This is a genomic window from Synechococcus sp. CS-1326, from assembly GCF_025128115.1.
Classification (GTDB): domain Bacteria; phylum Cyanobacteriota; class Cyanobacteriia; order PCC-6307; family Cyanobiaceae; genus Regnicoccus.
Genome location: NZ_JAHLYV010000011.1, coordinates 117,294 through 136,496 on the forward strand (window position 1 = coordinate 117,294; position 19,203 = coordinate 136,496).

The 19,203-nt window shown below is 68.6% G+C and carries 17 protein-coding genes; 9 read left to right on the forward strand and 8 right to left on the reverse strand.

The features are described from left to right. Positions 1 to 15 precede the first annotated feature (15 nt). On the forward strand, positions 16 to 2,694 hold the full coding sequence (gene pepN, locus KQ307_RS03505) for an aminopeptidase N (RefSeq protein ID WP_259726953.1): 2,679 nt from the start codon (positions 16 to 18) through the stop codon (positions 2,692 to 2,694). Here pepN and KQ307_RS03510 read toward each other — a convergent pair. Then, a complete protein-coding gene (locus KQ307_RS03510; protein ID WP_399235138.1) occupies positions 2,664 to 3,857 on the reverse strand; it encodes a glycoside hydrolase family 10 protein in 1,194 nt (397 codons plus the stop codon). The genes pepN and KQ307_RS03510 overlap by 31 nt on opposite strands. A 122-nt stretch (positions 3,858 to 3,979) precedes the next feature. Further along, positions 3,980 to 4,975, reverse strand: a complete 996-nt coding sequence (locus KQ307_RS03515) for a ribose-phosphate pyrophosphokinase (RefSeq protein WP_259701423.1) — start codon at positions 4,973 to 4,975, stop codon at positions 3,980 to 3,982. A gap of 69 nt (positions 4,976 to 5,044) precedes the next feature. Here KQ307_RS03515 and KQ307_RS03520 point away from each other — a divergent pair, with 69 nt between their 5' ends. Next, positions 5,045 to 5,599 carry a hypothetical protein gene (locus tag KQ307_RS03520; protein ID WP_259726954.1) on the forward strand — a complete coding sequence of 185 codons (555 nt, stop codon included), beginning with the start codon at positions 5,045 to 5,047 and terminating at the stop codon, positions 5,597 to 5,599. 15 nt (positions 5,600 to 5,614) lie between these two features. Here the strand turns inward: KQ307_RS03520 and KQ307_RS03525 are convergent, their stop codons facing one another. Next, the gene (locus KQ307_RS03525) at positions 5,615 to 6,556 is read right to left on the reverse strand and encodes an LCP family protein (RefSeq protein ID WP_259726955.1); all 942 of its coding nucleotides are present in this window, start codon (positions 6,554 to 6,556) and stop codon (positions 5,615 to 5,617) included. 125 nt (positions 6,557 to 6,681) lie between these two features. Here KQ307_RS03525 and KQ307_RS03530 point away from each other — a divergent pair, with 125 nt between their 5' ends. Together KQ307_RS03530 and malQ are read left to right on the forward strand one after the other, a co-directional pair. Further along, positions 6,682 to 7,884 (forward strand): Coenzyme F420 hydrogenase/dehydrogenase, beta subunit C-terminal domain, encoded by a 1,203-nt coding sequence (locus tag KQ307_RS03530; RefSeq protein WP_259726956.1) that lies wholly within the window; start codon positions 6,682 to 6,684, stop codon positions 7,882 to 7,884. 24 nt (positions 7,885 to 7,908) lie between these two features. Further along, positions 7,909 to 9,474: a 4-alpha-glucanotransferase gene (malQ, locus tag KQ307_RS03535; RefSeq protein ID WP_259726957.1), complete on the forward strand. Its 1,566-nt coding sequence runs from the start codon at positions 7,909 to 7,911 to the stop codon at positions 9,472 to 9,474. Here malQ and KQ307_RS03540 read toward each other — a convergent pair. Beyond that, positions 9,399 to 10,346 (reverse strand): RodZ family helix-turn-helix domain-containing protein, encoded by a 948-nt coding sequence (locus KQ307_RS03540; protein WP_259701428.1) that lies wholly within the window; start codon positions 10,344 to 10,346, stop codon positions 9,399 to 9,401. The genes malQ and KQ307_RS03540 overlap by 76 nt on opposite strands. Before the next feature lie 24 nt (positions 10,347 to 10,370). Beyond that, complete coding sequence (locus tag KQ307_RS03545; RefSeq protein ID WP_259726958.1) at positions 10,371 to 11,087, reverse strand: pseudouridine synthase; 717 nt, start codon at positions 11,085 to 11,087, stop codon at positions 10,371 to 10,373. Between the two features lie 103 nt (positions 11,088 to 11,190). On the opposite strand from KQ307_RS03545, the gene KQ307_RS03550 reads away from it, so the two are divergent. Beyond that, positions 11,191 to 12,183 (forward strand): RpoD/SigA family RNA polymerase sigma factor, encoded by a 993-nt coding sequence (locus tag KQ307_RS03550; protein ID WP_311133728.1) that lies wholly within the window; start codon positions 11,191 to 11,193, stop codon positions 12,181 to 12,183. Here the strand turns inward: KQ307_RS03550 and KQ307_RS03555 are convergent. Both KQ307_RS03555 and KQ307_RS03560 read right to left on the reverse strand, forming a co-directional pair. Then, positions 12,180 to 12,662 (reverse strand): hypothetical protein, encoded by a 483-nt coding sequence (locus KQ307_RS03555; protein WP_399234864.1) that lies wholly within the window; start codon positions 12,660 to 12,662, stop codon positions 12,180 to 12,182. The genes KQ307_RS03550 and KQ307_RS03555 overlap by 4 nt on opposite strands. A 50-nt stretch (positions 12,663 to 12,712) precedes the next feature. After that, the gene (locus KQ307_RS03560; RefSeq protein ID WP_259726980.1) at positions 12,713 to 14,377 is read right to left on the reverse strand and encodes an AarF/ABC1/UbiB kinase family protein; all 1,665 of its coding nucleotides are present in this window, start codon (positions 14,375 to 14,377) and stop codon (positions 12,713 to 12,715) included. 105 nt (positions 14,378 to 14,482) lie between these two features. Here KQ307_RS03560 and KQ307_RS03565 point away from each other — a divergent pair, with 105 nt between their 5' ends. The 3 genes from KQ307_RS03565 to KQ307_RS03575 are packed head-to-tail and all read left to right on the forward strand — an operon-like array spanning position 14,483 to position 17,424. Beyond that, positions 14,483 to 15,874 (forward strand): aminotransferase class I/II-fold pyridoxal phosphate-dependent enzyme, encoded by a 1,392-nt coding sequence (locus tag KQ307_RS03565; RefSeq protein WP_259726959.1) that lies wholly within the window; start codon positions 14,483 to 14,485, stop codon positions 15,872 to 15,874. A 12-nt stretch (positions 15,875 to 15,886) separates the two neighbouring features. Continuing rightward, entirely contained in the window at positions 15,887 to 16,543 is a 657-nt protein-coding gene (gene cbiT / locus KQ307_RS03570) for a precorrin-6Y C5,15-methyltransferase subunit CbiT (protein WP_259726960.1), read from the forward strand. Next, entirely contained in the window at positions 16,540 to 17,424 is an 885-nt protein-coding gene (locus KQ307_RS03575; protein WP_259701434.1) for a phosphatidate cytidylyltransferase, read from the forward strand. Before cbiT ends, KQ307_RS03575 begins: the two co-directional genes overlap by 4 nt. 14 nt (positions 17,425 to 17,438) lie before the next feature. Here the strand turns inward: KQ307_RS03575 and KQ307_RS03580 are convergent, their stop codons facing one another. After that, complete coding sequence (locus tag KQ307_RS03580) at positions 17,439 to 18,095, reverse strand: DUF2993 domain-containing protein (RefSeq protein WP_259726961.1); 657 nt, start codon at positions 18,093 to 18,095, stop codon at positions 17,439 to 17,441. Positions 18,096 to 18,233: 138 nt separating this feature from the next. On the opposite strand from KQ307_RS03580, the gene KQ307_RS03585 reads away from it, so the two are divergent. Then, complete coding sequence (locus tag KQ307_RS03585; protein ID WP_259726962.1) at positions 18,234 to 19,196, forward strand: outer membrane protein; 963 nt, start codon at positions 18,234 to 18,236, stop codon at positions 19,194 to 19,196. Positions 19,197 to 19,203: the final 7 nt, after the last annotated feature.

Sequence of the window (19,203 nt, forward strand, 5' to 3'; positions counted from 1 at the left end):
TCGTTCCTGGCCCCCATGAGCCTGGCCTCCGGCAACACCGTGCGGCTGGCCGACTACCGGCCCTTCCCCTACCGGCTTGATCGCACCGATCTGACCGTGCGGCTGTTTGATGACCACGCCCTGGTGGACGCCTCCCTCGCCTTTGCACCGGCCCCGGCCCCGGGCGATCCCCTCAGCGCTCCGGCCGGAGCGGAGCCCCTCCTCCTGCGGGGCGCCGCTCTGGAGCTGCTCGATCTGGCGATCGATGGCCTGCCCCTGGCCAGCCAGTCCTTCCGGCAGGACGACGACGGCCTCTGGATTCTGGAGCCGCCGCCTGGGCCGTTCGTGCTGAACAGCCGGGTGCGGATTCACCCCCAGACCAACACCAGCCTGGAGGGGCTGTATGCCAGCGGCGGGATGTTCACCACCCAGTGCGAGGCGGAAGGGTTCCGGCGGATCAGCTTTCACCCCGACCGCCCCGACCTGCTCAGCCGTTTTCAGGTGCGGATCGAGGCTGACCAGGCCAGCTGCCCGGTGCTGCTCTCCAACGGCAACTGCCTGGAGCAGGGTGCGCTGCCGGGCGGCAGGCACTACGCCATCTGGGATGACCCCTTCCCCAAGCCGAGTTACCTCTTTGCGCTGGTGGCCGGCCGACTGGAGGAGGTGAGCGGCAGCTTCACCACCGCGTCCGGTCGCCCGGTGCGGCTCCGCCTGCACGTGGAGCCCGGTGATCGCCCCTACACCGCCCATGCCATGGAATCCCTGCAGCGCTCGATGGCGTGGGACGAGCGGGTTTATGGACTGGAGTACGACCTCGATGAGTTCAACATCGTGGCGGTGCGCCATTTCAACATGGGCGCGATGGAGAACAAAAGCCTCAACATCTTCAACTCCAAGTTGGTGCTGGCCGATGCGGTCACCGCCACCGACGGTGAGCTTGAGCGGATCGAGAGTGTGATTGCCCATGAGTATTTCCACAACTGGACGGGCAACCGCATCACCTGTCGCGACTGGTTTCAGCTCTCCTTGAAGGAGGGTCTCACCGTTTTTCGCGATCAGATGTTCACGGCTGATCTTCACTCCGCCGCCATCAAGAGGATCGAGGATGTTTCGATGCTCCGCAACACCCAGTTCCGCGAAGATGCAGGCCCCACAGCCCATCCCGTCCAGCCGGATCACTATCAGGCGATCGACAACTTCTACACCACCACCATCTACGAAAAGGGGGCTGAGCTGATCCGCATGCTCCACACGCTGCTGGGTGAGCGCACCTTCATGGCGGGCATGGCGCTCTATGTGCGGCGCCATGACGGCACCGCCGCCACCTGTGAGAACTTCGTGCAGGCGATGGAGGATGCCGCCTCCGAGGCCTCTCGGGCCGGTGTTGCCGGGGCCATGCGCTTCGACTTCGGCCGCTTCCGCCGCTGGTACCACCAGGCAGGAACTCCCGTGCTGCGGATCGAGCGCCACTGGGATGGCGAGGCCGGCGTGCTGGACCTGGTGGTGAGCCAGCAGACGCCCCCCACCCCCGGCCAGCCGCACAAGCAACCGTTGGTGATCCCCCTGGCCCTCGGGCTGCTTGATGCCGCCGGAGCGGAACTGCCGCTCGGCGACCGGGCGCTGCTGGTGATCGACCAGCCCGAGCAGCGGATCCGCTTCGATGGGCTGCCGCCGGCGGCCGAGCCTCCGGCCCTCTCGCTGCTGCGGGGGTTCTCGGCACCGGTGCGGCTGGAGATCAGTCGTCCGCGCCAGGAGCTGCTGCAGTTGTTCGCCACCGACCCCGACCCCTTCGCCCGCTGGGACGCCGGCCAGACCCTGCTGCGGCAGGCGGTGCTGGCCAGGGCTGCCGGGCTGGCCGATGCCGCCCTGGAAGCCGGCCTGACGGCAGCGATGGCGGGCATCCTCGAAGACCCCGCTCTGCCCGAGGCGAACCGTGCCTGCCTGCTGGCCCTGCCGGGCATCGCCGAGCTGGAGCAGGCGATGGCGGAACCGGATCCCCCCGCGCTTCACGCCGCCCTGATCGGCCTGGAGCAGGCTTTCGGCACTGTTTTGGCCGCCCCCCTGGCTCTGGCCCTGGAGCGCTGCCGGTCCGAGTGGGAGCGGCCCTGGCCGGCGGGAAGCGGCGAGCGGCTGCTGACCGCCACGGCCTGGAGCTGGCGGGCGGCCGCCGGCGACCGCGCCGTGCTGGCGGCGGCGGTGGCTGCGGTCAGCGGGCCATCGATGACCCTGGCCCGCGCCGGGCTGCGGGCGCTGCAGCCCCTGGATGGCCCCGAGCGTTCAGAGGCGATGGCCGCCTTCTTCCACCGCTGGCAGGAGAAGCCGGTCATCCTCGATGCCTGGTTTGCCCTGGAGGCCAGTGCTCCGTTCGGAGACGGCCTGGAGCGGGTGCAACGCCTGCTGAACCATCCCCGCTTCGACCCGGCCGCGCCCAATTCGATCCGGGCGGTGCTGGGTGGCCTGGCGGGCAACCCGCCGGTGTTCCACGCCATCGATGGGTCGGGCTACCGGTTCATGGCGGATCGGATCGCCTGGCTCGATGGCCGCAATCCGATCACGGCCTCCCGTCTGGCCAAACTGTTCAGCCGGTGGCAGAGCTACGGAGCGGTGCGGGGGGAGCAGATGCGCCTGGCCGCCCTGCAACTCTCCGCCGGTGAGCTGTCAGCCAACACCCGGGAGGTGGTGAATCAGTGCCTCGGACTGGAGCGGCCGGGGTAGGGATCAGGGAAGGTGGCCTCATGCAGGCTGCGGAAGCCTGCCTGGCGGGCGGCCGCTCCCTCCGGCCCGGAATAGGTGCCCCAGAGCCCTTCCCAGTAGAAATAGATCACGCCCAGTCCCTTCTCGGCCGCCAGCTTCACCTTCTGGCTCAGCACCGGCATCGGCGTGGTGCGGCGGCCGAAGCCAGCCAGCAGGCCGATCTGCACCGGCATCCCCCAACGGCGCGCCTTGACCAGGGCCGGTTGGTTGAGATCCCTGGCAAAGCCGGCCACCGAATAGGCGTAGTTCTGCACCACCAGCTCATCAACAAGTTTGCCGAGAGCCCAGATCTCCCAGTCCTGCAGCCAGTGGTTGTAAGCGAAGCGGAACGGCCCCGGTGACAGGCTCACAACGGCACCGCTCTGGGAACGCTTCATCTCACTGCGAAGCTCCCTGAGCAGGCTGGTGAGCTGCTGACGCCGCCAGGTCATCCATTCCCGGTTGTTGAAATCCTCGGGTGGCTCCCGTCCCTTCTCCTGGCGGAACAGGGCGCGGGTGTAGGGGTCGTAGCCGAGTTCCACCGGCCAGGCGAAGTGATCATCCAGCTGGATGCCATCCACGCCGCAGCGCCGCACGATCTCGCCGATCAGACCGATGAAGCGGGCCCGCACGCCTGGGTGGGCCGGGTTCAGCCAGACGCGCAGGTCCTTCAGTGGCGAGGTCTTGAGGTTGGCGCCATGCATGGCATAGAGCGTTGAACCATCGCTGCGCTGCAGCAGCCACTCCGGGTTGCGGCGCACCACCTCCGCGTCGGCGGGCTCCTTCAGGCCGTACTCAAACCAGGGGATCACCTTCATGCCCCGGCGATGGGCGGAGCGGGTGAGATGGCAGATCGGATCGAAGGAGGGATTGGCCTTCTGCAGGGCCGGCTCGATCGGGGCGAAGCGGCTGCGGTGGAAGGTGGCGCCCCTGCTCCAGACATTGGGGTAGAGCGTGTTGAAGCCGGCGGCGGCCAGCTCGTCCACGGCCTTGTCCAGCCGGCGGGGGTCGTAGTACAGGGGGCTGGGGCTGTTGGTCAGCCACACCCCCACCCGATCGCTGGCGGCCAGGGCCGGCCGGGCGCCGATCCCCTGGAGACCGGCGGTCAGCAGGGTGGTGAGCAGGGCGGGCAGGGCCCGCTTCAGCCGCACCCTGAGCGGGAAGGATTCGAGGGGCCGCGGCTTGGCGGCGGGATCCGAAGCGGTGATCGGGTTGATGATCGAGGTGGCGCTCTCGGCCGGAGCGTATCCGGTTCGGGGCGCTGGCGCTAACGGAACATCGAACTCACCGAGCTTTCCTCATGAATGCGCCAGATCGCTTCGCCGAGCATGTTGGCGACCGAGAGAACCTGCAACTGGGGGAAGGCGCTGGACGCTGCGATCGGGATGCTGTTGGTGACCAGCACCTCCTCGAACAGGCCCGGTTCGGCGAGCCGCTCGAACGCCGGGGGTGAGAACACGGCGTGGGTGGCACAGGCCAGCACCCGGCTGGCGCCTCGGTCGCGCAGCAGCCTGGCCCCCTGGCAGATCGTGCCGCCGGTGTCGATCATGTCGTCGATCAGGATGGCGGTCTTGCCGGCCACATCGCCGATCACCGTGAGGCTTTCGGCCACGTTGTGCCCGGAGCGGCGCTTGTCGATGATCGCCAGCGGGGCATCGTGCATCCGCTTGGCGAAGGCCCTGGCCCGGGCCACACCGCCCACATCCGGCGAGACCACCACCACTTCGCCGAGCTCGCGGGTGGAGAGGTAGTCCACCAGCACCGGCGAGCCGTAGATGTGGTCGCAGGGAATGTCGAAGTAGCCCTGGATCTGGGAGGAGTGCAGGTCCATCGCCAACACCCGGTCGACGCCTGATTTCACCAGCAGGTTGGCCACCAGCTTGGCGGTGATCGATTCACGTCCGGCCGTTTTGCGGTCGGCGCGGGCATAGCCGTAGTAAGGGATCACGGCGGTGATCTGCCGGGCCGAAGCACGGCGGCAGGCATCCACCATGATCAGCAGCTCCATCAGGTGATCGTTCACCGGCGCGCAGGTGGGCTGGATCAGGAAGACATCGCAGCCGCGGATCGATTCCTGAATCTGGATGTACAGCTCGCCATCGGCGAAACGCTTGATCACCCGAGGGCCATTGGGGACGCCCAGGTAGGCGCCGATCTCCTGGGCCAGGGCCGGATTGGAGGTGCCGCTGAACAGCCGCAGACGCCGTGTTTCATGGAGAGCATGGCCCTGCTCCACCTGTTCAGCGGTCAAGAAACTGCTCACGGCGAGGGCGATGGAGCACGGCTGTGCATGGATGGTAGAAGCCTGACGCCGCTTGAACAGCAAACAACCATGGGAACTGCTGGTCCGTTGGAGTGCGAGAAGGTCATCGCCCCCGCCCAGCAGCTGGTGCTGGCCGGCGCCGGCGCGGACCCCGCCGCCATCGATGCCGCCGCTCAGCGGCTGGCCAGCCTGCTGGCTCTGCCGCTTGATGGCTGGCCAGGCAGCGGCAGCGCCACGGCGCGGCTGGCCTCACTTCTGGAGCGACCCTCCCCCCGCCTGGTTCCCCTGCTGGACGATCCCGGGGCGTGGATCGAACCCGACGGCCGCTGGGCCGATGCCCTGGGGGCCTGGCGGCAGCCCACCCTGCTGCTGCTTGATGCCGCCGCCGTTACCGGAGGCCGCGCCGCCGCCTACAGCGCCCTGCTGGAGGGGGCCGCGGTGCCGCTGGTGGGACTGGTGCAGTGGGGTGGGTCTTTCGATCTCCAGGCCCGCCGCCGCGAGGGTCTCGCCTGGCTCGGTGCCCTGAGCGGGCCCAGCCAGCCGGCAGCTGGCTCCACCGAAGAGGAGCAGGAGCTCGCCCTGGTGCGGACACTGCGATTGCGGTGGAGGCAGTTGCTCAGCTGAGAGCAGCAGCCGGCCTCATGGCTTCGGCCAGAGCGGCAGCGGGGCCGCAGCCGGGAGCTGGCGCAGGGGCTGGCCTGGCTTGGTGGGCGGGGTGAGCGGCAGCTGATCGAAGCGGATCGCCTCCGGCTTCCGGATCGCCGCGGTCAGCAGGCTCAGGCTTTCCCCTCTGGAAAGGTTGGTCTCCAGCTGGGGCATCAACCGCACCAGCAACTCCGGCAGCCGGGAGCCTTGCTCGGCCCGCGAGATCTGCTGCAGCATCGCCTGCAGAACGGTCTGCTGGCGGATCCGGCGCCCCTGTTCCCCGAGGGAAGGCTCCTTGAAGCGCACCATCTGCTCCACCTGCCTGCCGCTGAATTCCTGCAGGCCGGCCTGCAGGTCCACCGTGAAGTTCTGGGTCTTGTCGGTGGATCGAAGGGGCGTTTCCGGATTCAATTCCACGCCGCCCAGGCCATCGACCAGCTCCCGCAGGGCGCCGCGCGGCACGACCAGATAGCGCTCCGGCTGACCGGATTCGAGCCCCAGAAGTGCCGCGATGGCTGTGCCCGCCAGGGCGGCCCCCCCTTGCCGGTAAAGCGAGCCGAGTGATTGCAGCCCCTTGGCACCCGGCAACTGCACAGCCAGGTCGGTGGGCAGGTTGAGCAGGCGCAGGGTGCCATCGGGATTGATCCGCGCCAGCAACAGCACATCGCTGTTGGCGGGACCGGAGGGGGCGGCTCCGTTGTTGGCCGCTCCGAGCCGGTCCGCGTCGCTGCCGATCAGCAGCACGGTGATCGGCCGACTGGGGGGTTCGGCCAGTTGGTTGGTGGTCTCGATGGTGGCCTGATCGGGATCCGCCGGCAGCCACAGCAGCTTGACCAGGGCGATCCCACCGGCGAGGCCGAGCGTCGCCACGGCCGCCAGCAGCAGCCTGCGCCCCCGGCCCCTGCCTGCCTTGATCCGGTTCTCCCCGCCGGCCATGGGCGTCGCTGCCGCTGAAGGTGCCCTCCACTCTCGCCCAGCCGCCGCCGTTGTCTGCCCGGCACGGGGATCAGGGCGGCCGATAGGTTGAGCCCGCCGATGCGCCTCCGCGGCAGGATCCGCCCGTGACCCCAGTCCCCCCCCTTCCCCACGAACGGGCCAGGCCGCTCGCCAAGGGGAGCGTCAAGCCGGCCCGGGATCTCTGCAGTGACTGCGGCCTCTGCGACAGCCGCTGGGTGGCCTACGTGCGAAACGCCTGTGCGTTCCTCAACCAGCAGTTCGAGCACCTGGAAACGAAGGCCCATGGCCGCAGCCGCGACCTCGACAACGAGGACGAGCTGTACTTCGGAGTTCATCAGCGCATGACCACGGGACGCCTGGTCGCCCCGATCGATGGCGCCCAGTGGACCGGCATCGTCAGCCGGATCGGCGTACGCGCCCTGGAGAGCGGCCTGGTGGATGCGGTGCTGTGCGTTCAGCAGAGTCCCGACGATCGCTTCACGCCGGTGCCGGTGCTGGCCCGCACCCCAGAGCAGGTGCTGGCGGCGCGGGTGAACAAGCCCACCCTCTCGCCCAATCTGGAGGTGCTGGAGCAACTGCCGGGCAGCGGCATCCGCCGCCTGCTGGCGATCGGGGTGGGCTGCCAGATCCAGGCTCTGCGGGCCGTGCAGGACACCCTGCCGCTCGACGAGCTCTACGTGCTGGGCATGCCCTGCGTCGACAACGTCAGCCGCAGCGGGCTGCAGACCTTTCTGGAGAGCGCCAGCCGCTCACCGGACACGGTGGTGCACTACGAGTTCATGCAGGACTTCCGCATCCATTTCCGCCACAGCGACGGCAGCGAGGAAACCGTGCCGTTCTTCGGGCTCGACACCCCCAAGCTCAAGAGCGTCTTTGCCCCCAGCTGCCTGAGCTGCTTCGACTACACCAACGCCGGCGCCGACCTGGTGGTGGGTTACATGGGAGCCACCTTCGGCCGCCAGTGGCTGGTGGTGCGCAACCCGAAGGGTCAGCGGCTGCTCGATCTGGTCGAGGCCGAGCTCGACACCGCCCCGGTCACCAGCCAGGGGGACCGCCACGCCGCGGTGCAGCAGGGGATCGAGGCCTATGACAAGGCCGTCAGGCTTCCCCTCTGGCTGGCGGAGCTGGTGGGCTTCTTCGTGCAGCGCTTCGGTCCGAAGGGATTGGAATACGGCCGCTTCTCGATCGATTCACACTTCACCCGCAACGCCCTCTGGGTGCGCCGCCATCACCCGGAGCTGGCCGAACGCCACATCCCCGCCTTCGCCAGCAAGATCATCAGCCGTTACCGGCTGCCCACTTCCTGACTTCCACCTCGTGATCCCCACCTCGTGATCTCCTCTGAGCGGCCTCGCCGCTGCGGCGTGCTGCTGCATCCTTCCGCCCTGCCGGGCAGCCCCGGTTGCGGCAGTTTCGGGGCGGCCGCCCACCAGTGGCTGGATCTGTTGGCCGACCAGGGCATCGCTGCCTGGCAGTTGCTGCCGCTGGCGCCCACCGATTCCACCGGTTCGCCCTACAGCTCCCCGAGCGGCTTCGCCCTCAATCCCTGGTTTCTCGATGCCGAGCAGCTGGTGGAGGAGGGCTTTCTGGATCCGGCGGACCTGAGCGGCCTCCCGGCCGGTCGGCACGACCAACTCGACCTGGAGGCCTGCCCAGTGCGGGCCGCGGCCCTGGGCAGCCTGCTGCTGCGGCGCTGGGACCATCAGCCGCCGGAGCAGCGGCAGGTCTTCGACGACTGGCGCCGCCAGCAGTCCGGCTGGCTCCGTGACCACAGCCAGTTCATGGTGCTGCGGGCGCTGCACGGGGAGCGCCCCTGGTGGGACTGGCCCGCCCCCCTGGCCCGCCGCCAGCGCCGCGCCCTGGCTCGTCTGGAGCAAGACCATGCCGCCGCCCTGCTGCGGGAAGCCCTGCTCCAGTGGCACCTGCATCGCCAGTGGCAGGGGCTGCGCGACCACGCCCACCGTTGCGGCGTGCAGCTGATCGGCGATCTTCCCTTCTATGTGGCCCACGACAGCGCCGATGTCTGGGCCCATCGCCGGCTGTTTTCGGTGCGTGGCGATGGTTCGCTCACCGCCCAGAGCGGCGTGCCGCCCGATTACTTCGCGGCCACCGGCCAGCTCTGGGGCACACCGGTGTATCGCTGGTCCTGGCACCGGCTCACCGGCTTCCGCTGGTGGCTGCGGCGGTTGCAGGGGCAGCTGGAGCGGCTGGATCTGCTGCGGCTCGATCACTTCAGGGCCCTGGAGTCTTATTGGCGGGTGCCGGCCGACGCCGAGACGGCGGAGCATGGGGTCTGGCGACGTTCCCCCGGGGTGGCTCTGCTGCGGGCGCTGCGCCGCCGCTGCGGCGGCACCCTGCCCCTGATTGCTGAAGATCTGGGCGTGATCACCCCGGCCGTGGAAGCCCTGCGGGATCGCTTCGCCTTGCCGGGCATGAAGATCCTCCAGTTCGCCTTCGATGGCAACACCGACAACGCCTACTTGCCTGAGAACTACAAGGGGGATCGCTGGGTTGTGTACACCGGCACCCACGACAACGCCACCTGCCTGGGTTGGTGGCAGAACCTCTCAGAAGATCAGCGCCGCCAGGTGGGGGAGCGGATCGGTCAGATCATCGACGCCCCGGGCTGGCAGCTGCTGGAGCTGGCGCTGGGCAGCAGGGCGGAGCTGGCCGTGGTGCCCCTCCAGGACCTCCTGCATCTCGACGACCGGGCCCGCTTCAACACCCCCGGCACGATCAGCGACAACTGGAGCTGGCGTCTGAGCGAGCCGATCGAAAGCTTGGGCGGAGCGATCGAGGGGCTGGGGGGACTGGCCCGGCGCTATGGCCGTGGGGCAGCCGGTGCCGGTGGGGAGCTGGCGGCGGGAGCAGCTGGGATCCGGAACCTGCCCCTCTGACCCGCCTGGGGGGAAACCGGCTGTCCGTCCCAGAACACGGCAGGTCCGCTGGGCGCCGGTTCGAGCTGCAACCGGATCGGCGGCTGCATCTGCAGGACCAGCTCGCCGCTGACCCCCTCCAGTTCGCTGCGTTCGCCGGTCTCGCTGCTCAGGCTCACCCGGCTGGGGCTGAGCAGTTGCAGACGCAGGACGCCTGCCGGCAGCGTGTTGCGGGCCTCCCGTTCCCGCAGCCGCTGCATGGCCACCCCTTGCTCGGCCTGTTGCAGGGGCCTCAGATCCGGATAGGCCTTGAGCAGTTCTCCACTCGCGTCGGAGCGGGAGTCCGGCGCGCTGATCGGCAGGGGTGAAACGGGACGCAGGGTCAGCTGGTTGGCGGCAGCCAGCCTCTGCTGCTGAAGATTGATCCCGTAGATCAGGCCGGCGGTCACCACCGCGTAGAGCACCGTGCCCTGCCAGGTGGTGAACACCTCGATCGAGCCCGGGGTGAACCTGGCCAGCAGGGAGGGGCGTCTCGATCCCCAGTCGCTCTCGGGATCCGTTGGCTTCCGGGGCAGGGCCGGCTCCAGGGACCCCGGCGGCAATGCCAGGTGATGTTCGAGCAGCGGCAGCATCGTGCGCAGGTAGGCCGCCTCGGGCAACCGGTCGCGCCAGCCCCGCTCAAGGGCCTCCAGAACCGGCGTGCTGATCCGCGTCTCGCTGGCGAGCTGGCGCAGGCTGAGGGCCCGCTCCTCCCGTTGTCGCCGCAACAGCTGCCCGACCCCGAGGAGGGGATCGACCTCCGGCGCGGCCGGGGTGGATGGGTGGCCCCGTTTTCGATCCAGCCAGCTCCTGAGCGGGGCAGAGAGTGTGGAGACGATCCTGGAGCGGGGCATGGTTCTGGGATCGGCTCGGTGCCGTCAGGCCTGATCGGGCCATTCTTGGCCAGCAAGGTGACGCCACTGCCCCTCCGGCAGGGTTCCCAGCTGGATCGGGCCGATCGCCACCCGCTGCAGGTCGAGAACGGGATGCCCCAGGGCTCTGGCCGTGCGCCGGATCTGGCGGTTTCGCCCCTCCCGCATCGTCAGTTCCAGCCAGCAGCCCTCGGCGCTGCGGCCAAGCGGCTGAATTCCCACCGGCAGGGCGGGCTGGCCATCGAGGGGAAGCCCCCTCCGCCAGCGCTCCAGGCAGGCCGGGCTCGGCTGGCCGGCCAGCTGTACCCGATAGGTCTTGGTGTGGGCAAAGCGTGGATGGCTGAGCCGCAGGGTGAGGGCGCCGTCATTGGTGAGCAGCAGGGCGCCGCGGCTGTCGGCGTCGAGTCGGCCGACCGGGTGGAGCCCGGTCTGATCGGCGAGTTCCCTTGGCAGGAGGTCGAGCACCGTGGGGCGGCCCTGCGGGTCGTGGCAGGTGCAGAGCACCCCGGCCGGTTTGTTGAGCAGAAGCAGGATCGGAGCTGGCCGGCTGGGGAGCGCCTGGCCATCCAGTTCCACCCTGTCGTGATCGGGATCGGCCCGGTCACCGAGCTGGGCGAGCCTGCCATTGACCCGGACCCGCCCGGCGCTGATCAGCTCCTCGGCGCGGCGCCGGGAGCAGAGACCGGCCGCTGCCAGAAGTTTCTGAACACGCTCTGCCGGCATCCCCCTGGTCCGCGATCTCCCCGCCCTCTGTCGTCTGGACCGGACTGGTCAGAGGATGGTAATTTACGAAACACAAAAGTTTCCTAACTTGCGTACCGGCCCCATGCCTTCTCTCCCGATGGCCGCTTCCGATTCCTCCCATGGAATCCTTCCCAGCGGCGACCTGGTGCGTTCCTACCTGCGGGACATCGGCCGTGTGCCCCTGCTGAGCCATGAGCAGGAGATCACCCTGGGCCGCCAGGTGCAGGAGCTGATGCGTCTGGAGGAAACGGAGCTGGAACTTGAGATGCGCGCCGGTGGGGTGAAGCCCACCCTGGAGGTGCTGGCGGCGGCGCTGGAGCTGCCGGTGCCGGTGCTGAAGCGCAAGCTGATCAACGGCCGCCGGGCCAAGGAGCGGATGGTGGCGGCGAACCTGCGGCTGGTGGTGAGCGTGGCGAAGAAATACACCAAGCGGAACATGGAGCTTCTGGACCTGATCCAGGAGGGCACGATCGGCCTGGTGCGAGGTGTGGAGAAGTTCGATCCCACCCGCGGCTACAAGTTCTCCACCTATGCGTATTGGTGGATCCGCCAGGGGATCACCCGGGCGATCGCCGAGAAGAGCCGCACGATCCGGCTGCCGATCCACATCACCGAAACGCTCAACAAGCTGAAGAAAGGCCAGCGGGAACTGAGCCAGGAGCTGGGCCGCACACCCACCCTGAGCGAGCTGGCGGTGGCTGTGGAGCTGCCGGAGGAGGAGGTGAAGGATCTGCTTTGCCGGGCGCGGCAACCGGTGAGCCTGGAAACGAAGGTGGGCGACGGCGAAGACACCGAACTGCTGGATCTGCTGCAGGGGGATGGCACGTTGCCGGAGGAGAACGTGGACAGCGAGTGCCTGCGGGGTGACATGCGGGCGCTGCTGGAGCAACTGCCGGAGCTGCAGCGTGATGTGCTGAAGATGCGCTACGGCATCGACGTGGAAGAGCCGATGAGCCTCACGTCGATTGCCAGAACCCTGGGCATGAGCCGCGACAAGACCCGCAACCTGGAGCGCCGCGCCCTGGACGGCATCCGCTCCCAGTCCCGCCGGCTGGAGGGTTATCTGGTCGCTTAGAAAAACTGATCGAAGTTATCGAAGTCCACGGCCCTGAAGCTGCCGTCCTGCACCTGGCCCATCAGCCGCTCCAGCTGGATCCAGAGGCCACCGGCTGTGAGCAACGACAGCAGAAAGGCCACCAGAAGGGCGGTGCCACCCCCGAAGCCGAACACCTGCAGGCTGCCACCGATGAACAGGGTGACCCCCATGATGATGCCGGTGTAAGAAGCCACCGTTTCGGCCGTTCCCAGGGGAAGCAAGGCCAGGCGATCCTGCTTCCAGCCATCCAGCCGGTTCTGCACCAATCTGGAGAAGGTGAGGCCGCAGAGCAGGCTGATCAACAGGCCAACGCCGGCCAGAAAGAACGGCGGCTGGCCCACCGGCACGTATTGCAGCAGGATCTCCTGGGCGTCGAGATCGCCGAAGCCACCGCCCGCCAGCAGGCTGGCGGCCTCGCTCAGATCGATCGGCTCGGAGATCACGGCGACGGCTGGCAAGGGTTGAAGCAGTGACCCTAGCGATCCTCTGCCTGGACCCCTGCCCCGGCTCAGGCGGCCGGCGCGAGGGGGTTGAGGCGCTGCAGCATGCCGCCTGCCAGCTTGAGGGGCGAGAAGGTGCGCCGCAGCAGCCCGAGCAGCGCCTGAAGATCCTCGGTGTGCAGATGGTTGTCACGCACCAGCATCAGCAGCAGGCGTTGACGCAGCCTCTCGCCGCGGCGCCCGAGCAGCAGCCGCAGCCCCGCACTGGCCACGGGAAGCAGATCGGCATTGGCTTCATCCTGCTCCACCACACTGAGCAGATTTTCCAGCCGCTCCAGCTGGAGCCTGCCCTGGCTGTCGAACAGCACCTCCAGCAGCTTCTCGCGCAGCTCGGCGGTGTCCCCAGCCAGCAGCCGCCTGGCCACGTAGGGGTAGGCGACCCGGATGATCCTGAAGCTCGGATCCAGCCGCAGCGCCAGGCCCTCCTGGCTCACCACCGCCCGGATGATCAGGGCGAAGCGGGCCGGCACCCGGAAGGGGTAATCGAACATCAGCTCCGAGAAGCGGTCGGTGATCGCCTTGAAGTTGAAGGAGCCCACGTTCTCACCCAGCTGGCCACCGAGCACGGTTTCCAGCGCCGGCACGATCGGCGTGAGGTCGGCGGTTCTGCTCAGAAAGCCCAGCACCTGAAAATCCCTGGCCAGGGCTTCGAAATCACGGTTGATCAGATGCACCACCGCCGCTGTCAGGGTGAGACGGTCGGCGTTGCTGATCGAATCCATCATGCCGAAGTCGACATAGGCGACATGGCCCATCGGACCGGTTTTGCCGGGCAGGGCGAAGAGGTTGCCGGGATGGGGATCGGCATGGAAGTAGCCGAACTCCAGCAGTTGCTGCAGGCCCGCCATCACGCCGGTGCGGATCAGGGCTTCCGGGTCGAGATGGTGGGACTCCAGCTCCTGCCGGTCCTGCAGCTTGATGCCGTTGATCCAGCTGGTGGTGAGCACCCTGCGGCTGGAGAGGAGCCGCTCCACCGTCGGAACCGTGACGGCCGGATTGGTGGCGAACAGGGCGGCGAAGCGATCGGCGTTGTCGGCTTCGCGGCAGTAGTCGATTTCCTCGAACAGGCTGCGGCCGAATTCATCGATGATGTCGCCGAGGCCAAAACCGAGGTTGAGCGGCAGGAAGGGGGCGCCGAGCACGCCGATCAGGCGGATCAGCACCAGATCCCGTCGCAGCAGAAAGGCCAGGTTGGGCCGCTGCACCTTGACGGCCACCCAGTGGCCGCCGGCGATCTCAGCCTTGTAGACCTGGCCGAGGCTGGCTGCTGCCACCGGATAGGAGGGGAAGTGCTCGAAGAGTTGCTCGGCCGGTGCGCCCAGTTCGGCCTCGATCACCGCCAGGGCAACGGCGTGGGGGAAGGGGGGCAGGTTGTCCTGCAGCTGGCTGAGCTGGTCAAGCCAGTCGCGACGCACCAGGTCGGGACGGGTGGAGAGGGCCTGCCCCACCTTGATGAAGCAGGGGCCCAGACCCGAAAGGGTGGTGAGAATGCGTTTCCCCACCCGTTGCTGCACGGCCGGATCCCGGCTGTCCCCCTGCACGGCCAGGAGCACTGCCAGGCCGAGCAGTTGCCACAGCACCTCCACCAACCGGGCGATCAGGATCCAGGGCCGCAGCAGCAGCCAGCGGCGATCGGCCCGGGGGTCGTAGATGGGGCTCGGCTCCGGGGCCAGGGAGGCGAAGCGGGCCGGGGGTGACGAAACGCTTGTGGTGATGGTGGAAACTCCCGGGCAGCCACGGATCTGACCCCAGACTCTAGGAACATTCCCGCCCTGGCCATGCGCCTGCTGCACGCTCTGCGCGCCCCGGGGCCTGGCCTGGCCCTGCATCTGCCGGCCCATGTCCGGGGCCGGGGTCTGGCGCCGGGACTGCGTCAGCTGCTGGCCGGCCCCCCGGGCCGCTGGGATCTGCCCGAGCTCCCCTGGATCGGCGGCCCCCTCGAAGCCGATGGCGCTGTGGCTGTGGCCCAGGGCGCTGCGGCGGCCCTCTGCGGCAGTGATCGCTGCTGGTTCGGCGTGAATGGTGCCAGCGGCTTGCTGCAGGCTGGCCTGCTGGCCCTGGCCCCGCCGGGCTCAAGGGTGCTGCTGCCCCGCAATCTGCACCGCAGCCTGTTGCACGGTTGCGTGCTGGCCCAGCTGCGGCCGGTGCTGTTCGATCTCCCCTTCGATGCCGCCACCGGCCTCTGGTTGCCGCCCACAGCGGCCCGGCTGGAGCGGGTCCTCGCCGCCGCCGGTTCTGTGGCTGCCCTGGTGCTGGTTCATCCCACCTATCAGGGCCTGGCCGCTGAACTGGCGGGGCTGATCGAGCTGGCCCACCAGCACGGCCTGCCGGTGCTGGTCGATGAGGCCCACGGCGCCCATTTCGGTGCCGCCGCCCTGCCCCCCGATCTCCTGCCGACTTCCGCGCTGGGCGCCGGCGCCGATCTGGTGGTCCAGTCGTTGCACAAGGCGGCCGGTGGGCTGGGCCAGAGCGCCGCGCTGCTGCTGCAGGGTGGCCGGGTCGCCGTTGCGGAGGTGGAGCGGGCGCTGCTCTGGCTGCAGACCTCCAGCCCCAGCGCCCTGCTGCTGGCCTCCGCTGAAGCGGCCATCACCCAGCTCCACAGCCGTGAGGGTGGAGCGCAGCTGGCCCGTGCCCTGCGGATCGGCAGCCAGCTGCGGAGCAGCCTGGCGGCGGCGGGGCTGCCGCTGGTGGCCAACCAGGACCCGCTGCGACTGGTGTTGCACACCGCGGCGCTGGGCATCAGTGGCCTGCAGGCCGATCAGTGGCTGCTCGAGCGGGGCGTGATCGCCGAGCTGCCGGAACCCGGCTGCCTCACCTTCTGCCTGGGGCTGCATCCACCCCTCGGGCTGGGCTGGCGCCTGGGTCGTCGGCTGCACCAGCTCAACGCCGCCCTCGGTGGCCAACCCCTGCCGGCGTTTCAGCCGCCTCCCCTGCCCCTGGTCGGCGAACCGGAGCTGCCGGTCGGGCAGGCCTGGCGGGCACCCTGCCAGGTCGTTCCCCTGGCCGCTGCAGCCGGCCGGGTGGCGGCGGAGCCGGTCTGCCCCTACCCGCCTGGCATTCCGCTGCTGATCCCCGGAGAGCGGATCGACCCGCCCCGGGCCGACTGGCTCCTGGAGCAGCGGCGGCTCTGGCCTGACCAGATCGCTGATAGCTTGAAGGTTGTGGCCTGAATGGCGCTGAGAATGGGCGCTTCCGGCGAGGACGGCAGTTCCGGGGCAACAGCCGGTGAAGGAACGGGTTCAGATTTCGCCTGGGACTTCGTCACCCCGGGCCTGCCGGATGGCGCCTTCGAGGACGCGCCGGGCTTCAGCCCGACGCCGATGGAGCTGCGGGTGATGCTGCTGGCGCACCTGCGGCCCCGGGCTGATTCGCTCGTCTGGGATGTGGGCGGCGGAACCGGGGCCCTCGCCCTGGAGATTGCCCGGCTGATGCCCGCCGGCGTGGTGCACACCCTCGAGCGGGATCCAGAGGCGATTGAACTGCTGGAGAAAAACCGGCGCCGCTTCGGGATCGCCAACCTGCACATCCACGCCGGGCAGGCTCCCGACGACCTTCACATCCTGCCGGGCCGGCCCGATCGGGTGCTGCTGGAGGTGGGCCGCCCGCTGTCCTCCGTGCTCAACGCCGTCTGGAGTGCGCTTCAACCCGGCGGCCGCCTTGTGATCAGCACGGCGAATCTGGAGGGGCTGGTGGATGCCACCGATACCCTCGGCCAGCTGGAAGCCCTGGATGTGCAGGTTGTGCAGGCGACGGTGCATCGCATGCAGCGGCGTGGCAGCCAGGCCCGCCTGGCGGCGGCCGAACCCCTCTTCCTGATCGCGGCAGAGCGGCACGGGTGAGCGAATCCACCAGAGCGCCAACCTCTCAACCGCGGGTGGTCAGTGGGCTGGCGGCAGGGGCGTTCGGCCTGCTGGTGGTTGGCCTGGGGGGTTGGTGGTTCACCCTGGCGGTCGGGGTGATCGTGCACCTGGCCCTTCTGGAGTTCTTTCGGCTGGCCCAGTTCAAGGGCATCAGGCCTGCCACCAAAACCACCCTGGTGGTCTGCCAGCTGCTGTTGATCGCCACCCAGTGGGCCAGCGGCGGCGGCATGGCGGCGGATCTGGCAGCGGCGGTGCTGCCGGTGTCGGGAGCGGCGATCTGCGCCTGGCTGCTTCTGCAGCCGGTCACCGGCACGATCGCCGACATCGCCGCCTCGATTTTCGGGCTGTTCTATCTGGGTTTTCTGCCCAGCCACTGGCTGCGCTTGCGCGATCTGAGCGCCGGCTCCCTGGCCCCCCACCTGGAGACGGCCGGCTGGGCCGTCAGCCCAGGGATGCTGCTCACCCTGCTGGCCTGCCTGCTGGTGGTCGCCACCGACATCGGCTCCTATGTGATCGGCCGCCGGCTGGGTCGGCATCCGCTCTCGCCGATTTCACCTGGCAAGACCGTGGAAGGGGCCCTGGGGGGGCTGGCCTGCTCCCTGCTGGTCGGTGGGCTCGGTGGGGTTGTGCTGGGCTGGCCCTGGGGCTGGGCGGTGGGCGGGCTGCTCGGTGGGCTGGTGTCGGTGTTCGCCCTGGTGGGTGATCTCACCGAATCGATGATGAAACGGGATGCGGGGGTGAAGGACTCCGGTGACGCCATCCCCGGCCATGGCGGCATCCTCGACCGGATCGACAGCTATCTGTTCACCCCGGCGGTGGTGTTCTATTACGTGACCCTGGTGTTGCCCTTGCTGGGCTGAGTGGCCGGCGGCAGTCAGGGGGTCACCTGTGCTTCGCCGTGCAGCTGGAGCATGCCCCCTTCGAGATTGGCGGTTTCGAGCCGGATGTTCGGATCCATCGGCAGGCGCAGCCTCAGGTCGCCGTCGAGGGAGAGGATGCCGAGGCTGCCGGCGATGGCCTCCGGCCTGGTTTCCAGTTCCATCAGACGGCTTTCCCCTGCCGCCTGGGCTGTGAAGACCAGGGTGTCTCGCACGATCCGCAGGCCCTTCAACGGGCTCAGACCGAGCAGTTGCTCGCCGAGGAAATCGGCCAGGGCCTGCCAACGCGGCCGGACCAGGGAGCCGCTGAGGCCGGCGGCGGTGAAGGCCACCTGGCCCCGCACCAGAAACGGGTGATCCAGTCGGATCGGCTCGCCCTTGAGAACCTGACCAAGCCGCAGCTGCAGCGGATCGCTGCGCAGCTGGACCAGCTCGATCTGGAGTTCCTGGTAGACCACGCGCCTGGCCATCAGGGTGATCCCCTCCAGCCGGCCGCGCAGCAGCTGGATGGCCGTGCCGTGCAACTGCAGCTCAAGGCTCTCCACCGCCTCGCACTGGCTGCGGATCCAGACCTGCAGCCCCGCTGCGATCAGTTGCAGCAGCGGGCCGCTTCCCTGGTGGATGGATGTGTCCGCAGGTTCGGTGCCGGCCATGCCAACAGCAGATGCTTGCCGTTCTCCTAACAGAGCCCGCCCTGCCCCCCCACGGACAGACAGCTTGCTGAGTGGCCTTTTGCTGGCAGTGCAAGGAAGGGGCGTGATTAGAAAGAATCATCCAGGAAAACGTTTCCAATGAACAACTCCAGCCGCGCGGCCCTGCTAGGGGGCGTTCTGCTCACGGCAGCCAGCACCTGTTTCGCCGTCCCGGCCCGTGCCATCGAGCCGGCCGCTGAGGCCGCTCCCGGCCGTGCCGCCCTGTTGAGCCCGGATGGCGCACCAATCGCGGCACTGCCCGCCACCGAACCGGGCATGAATCGGAATAGCACGGTTGCCCAGGCCTTCGGAACGCCTGAGTCGGTGGTCTACGAACAATCCACCGGCTGGTATGTCGGGATCGGTCTCGGCGCCGCCTGGCCCAGCGAGCTGGGCGTCCGCACCAGAAATCTGGACAATCAGGGTTTCGACAACGTCAACGGGGATGTGAGCTTTGGCGGCGGCTTCTCCGGTGATCTGGCCGTCGGCTACGACTTCGGTGCTATCCGGACGGAGCTCAGCTACGGCTACACCCGCGGCAGCGTCAACGATGTGAGCGTCTCGGACAACGGCAACGACTTCAACATCGGCTCCTCAGGCATCATCAACAAGAACGACATCTTCGCCAGCGCCTACTGGGACATCAGCACCGGCAGCCGCTGGACTCCCTACCTCGGTGGAGGCATCGGTTATACCAACCTGAGCACCCCGAGGATCAGGCTTTCGGGCAACGGCAACAGCGTCTCCACCGGCAGCGACAACCAGGGCCTGTTCGGCTGGCAGGCCAAGTTGGGCGTGAGCTATGGGGTCAGCAACAACGCTGACGTGTATGTGGAAGGCACCTATTCCGGTGCCTCGGGCTTCGATGGCGACAACCTCCGCTACGACTCCTACAACGATTTCGGCGCCAAGCTCGGATTCCGCTACCGCTTCGGGCAGCCCGCCGCTGTAGTTGTTGTGGAGCCAGCCCCCGCTCCGGAGCCGATCATGCAGCCTGCTCCCGCCCCCGAACCCGTCTTCCAGCCGGCTCCTGCACCTGAGCCTATCCGCGGTCTCTGGTGAACCCAGG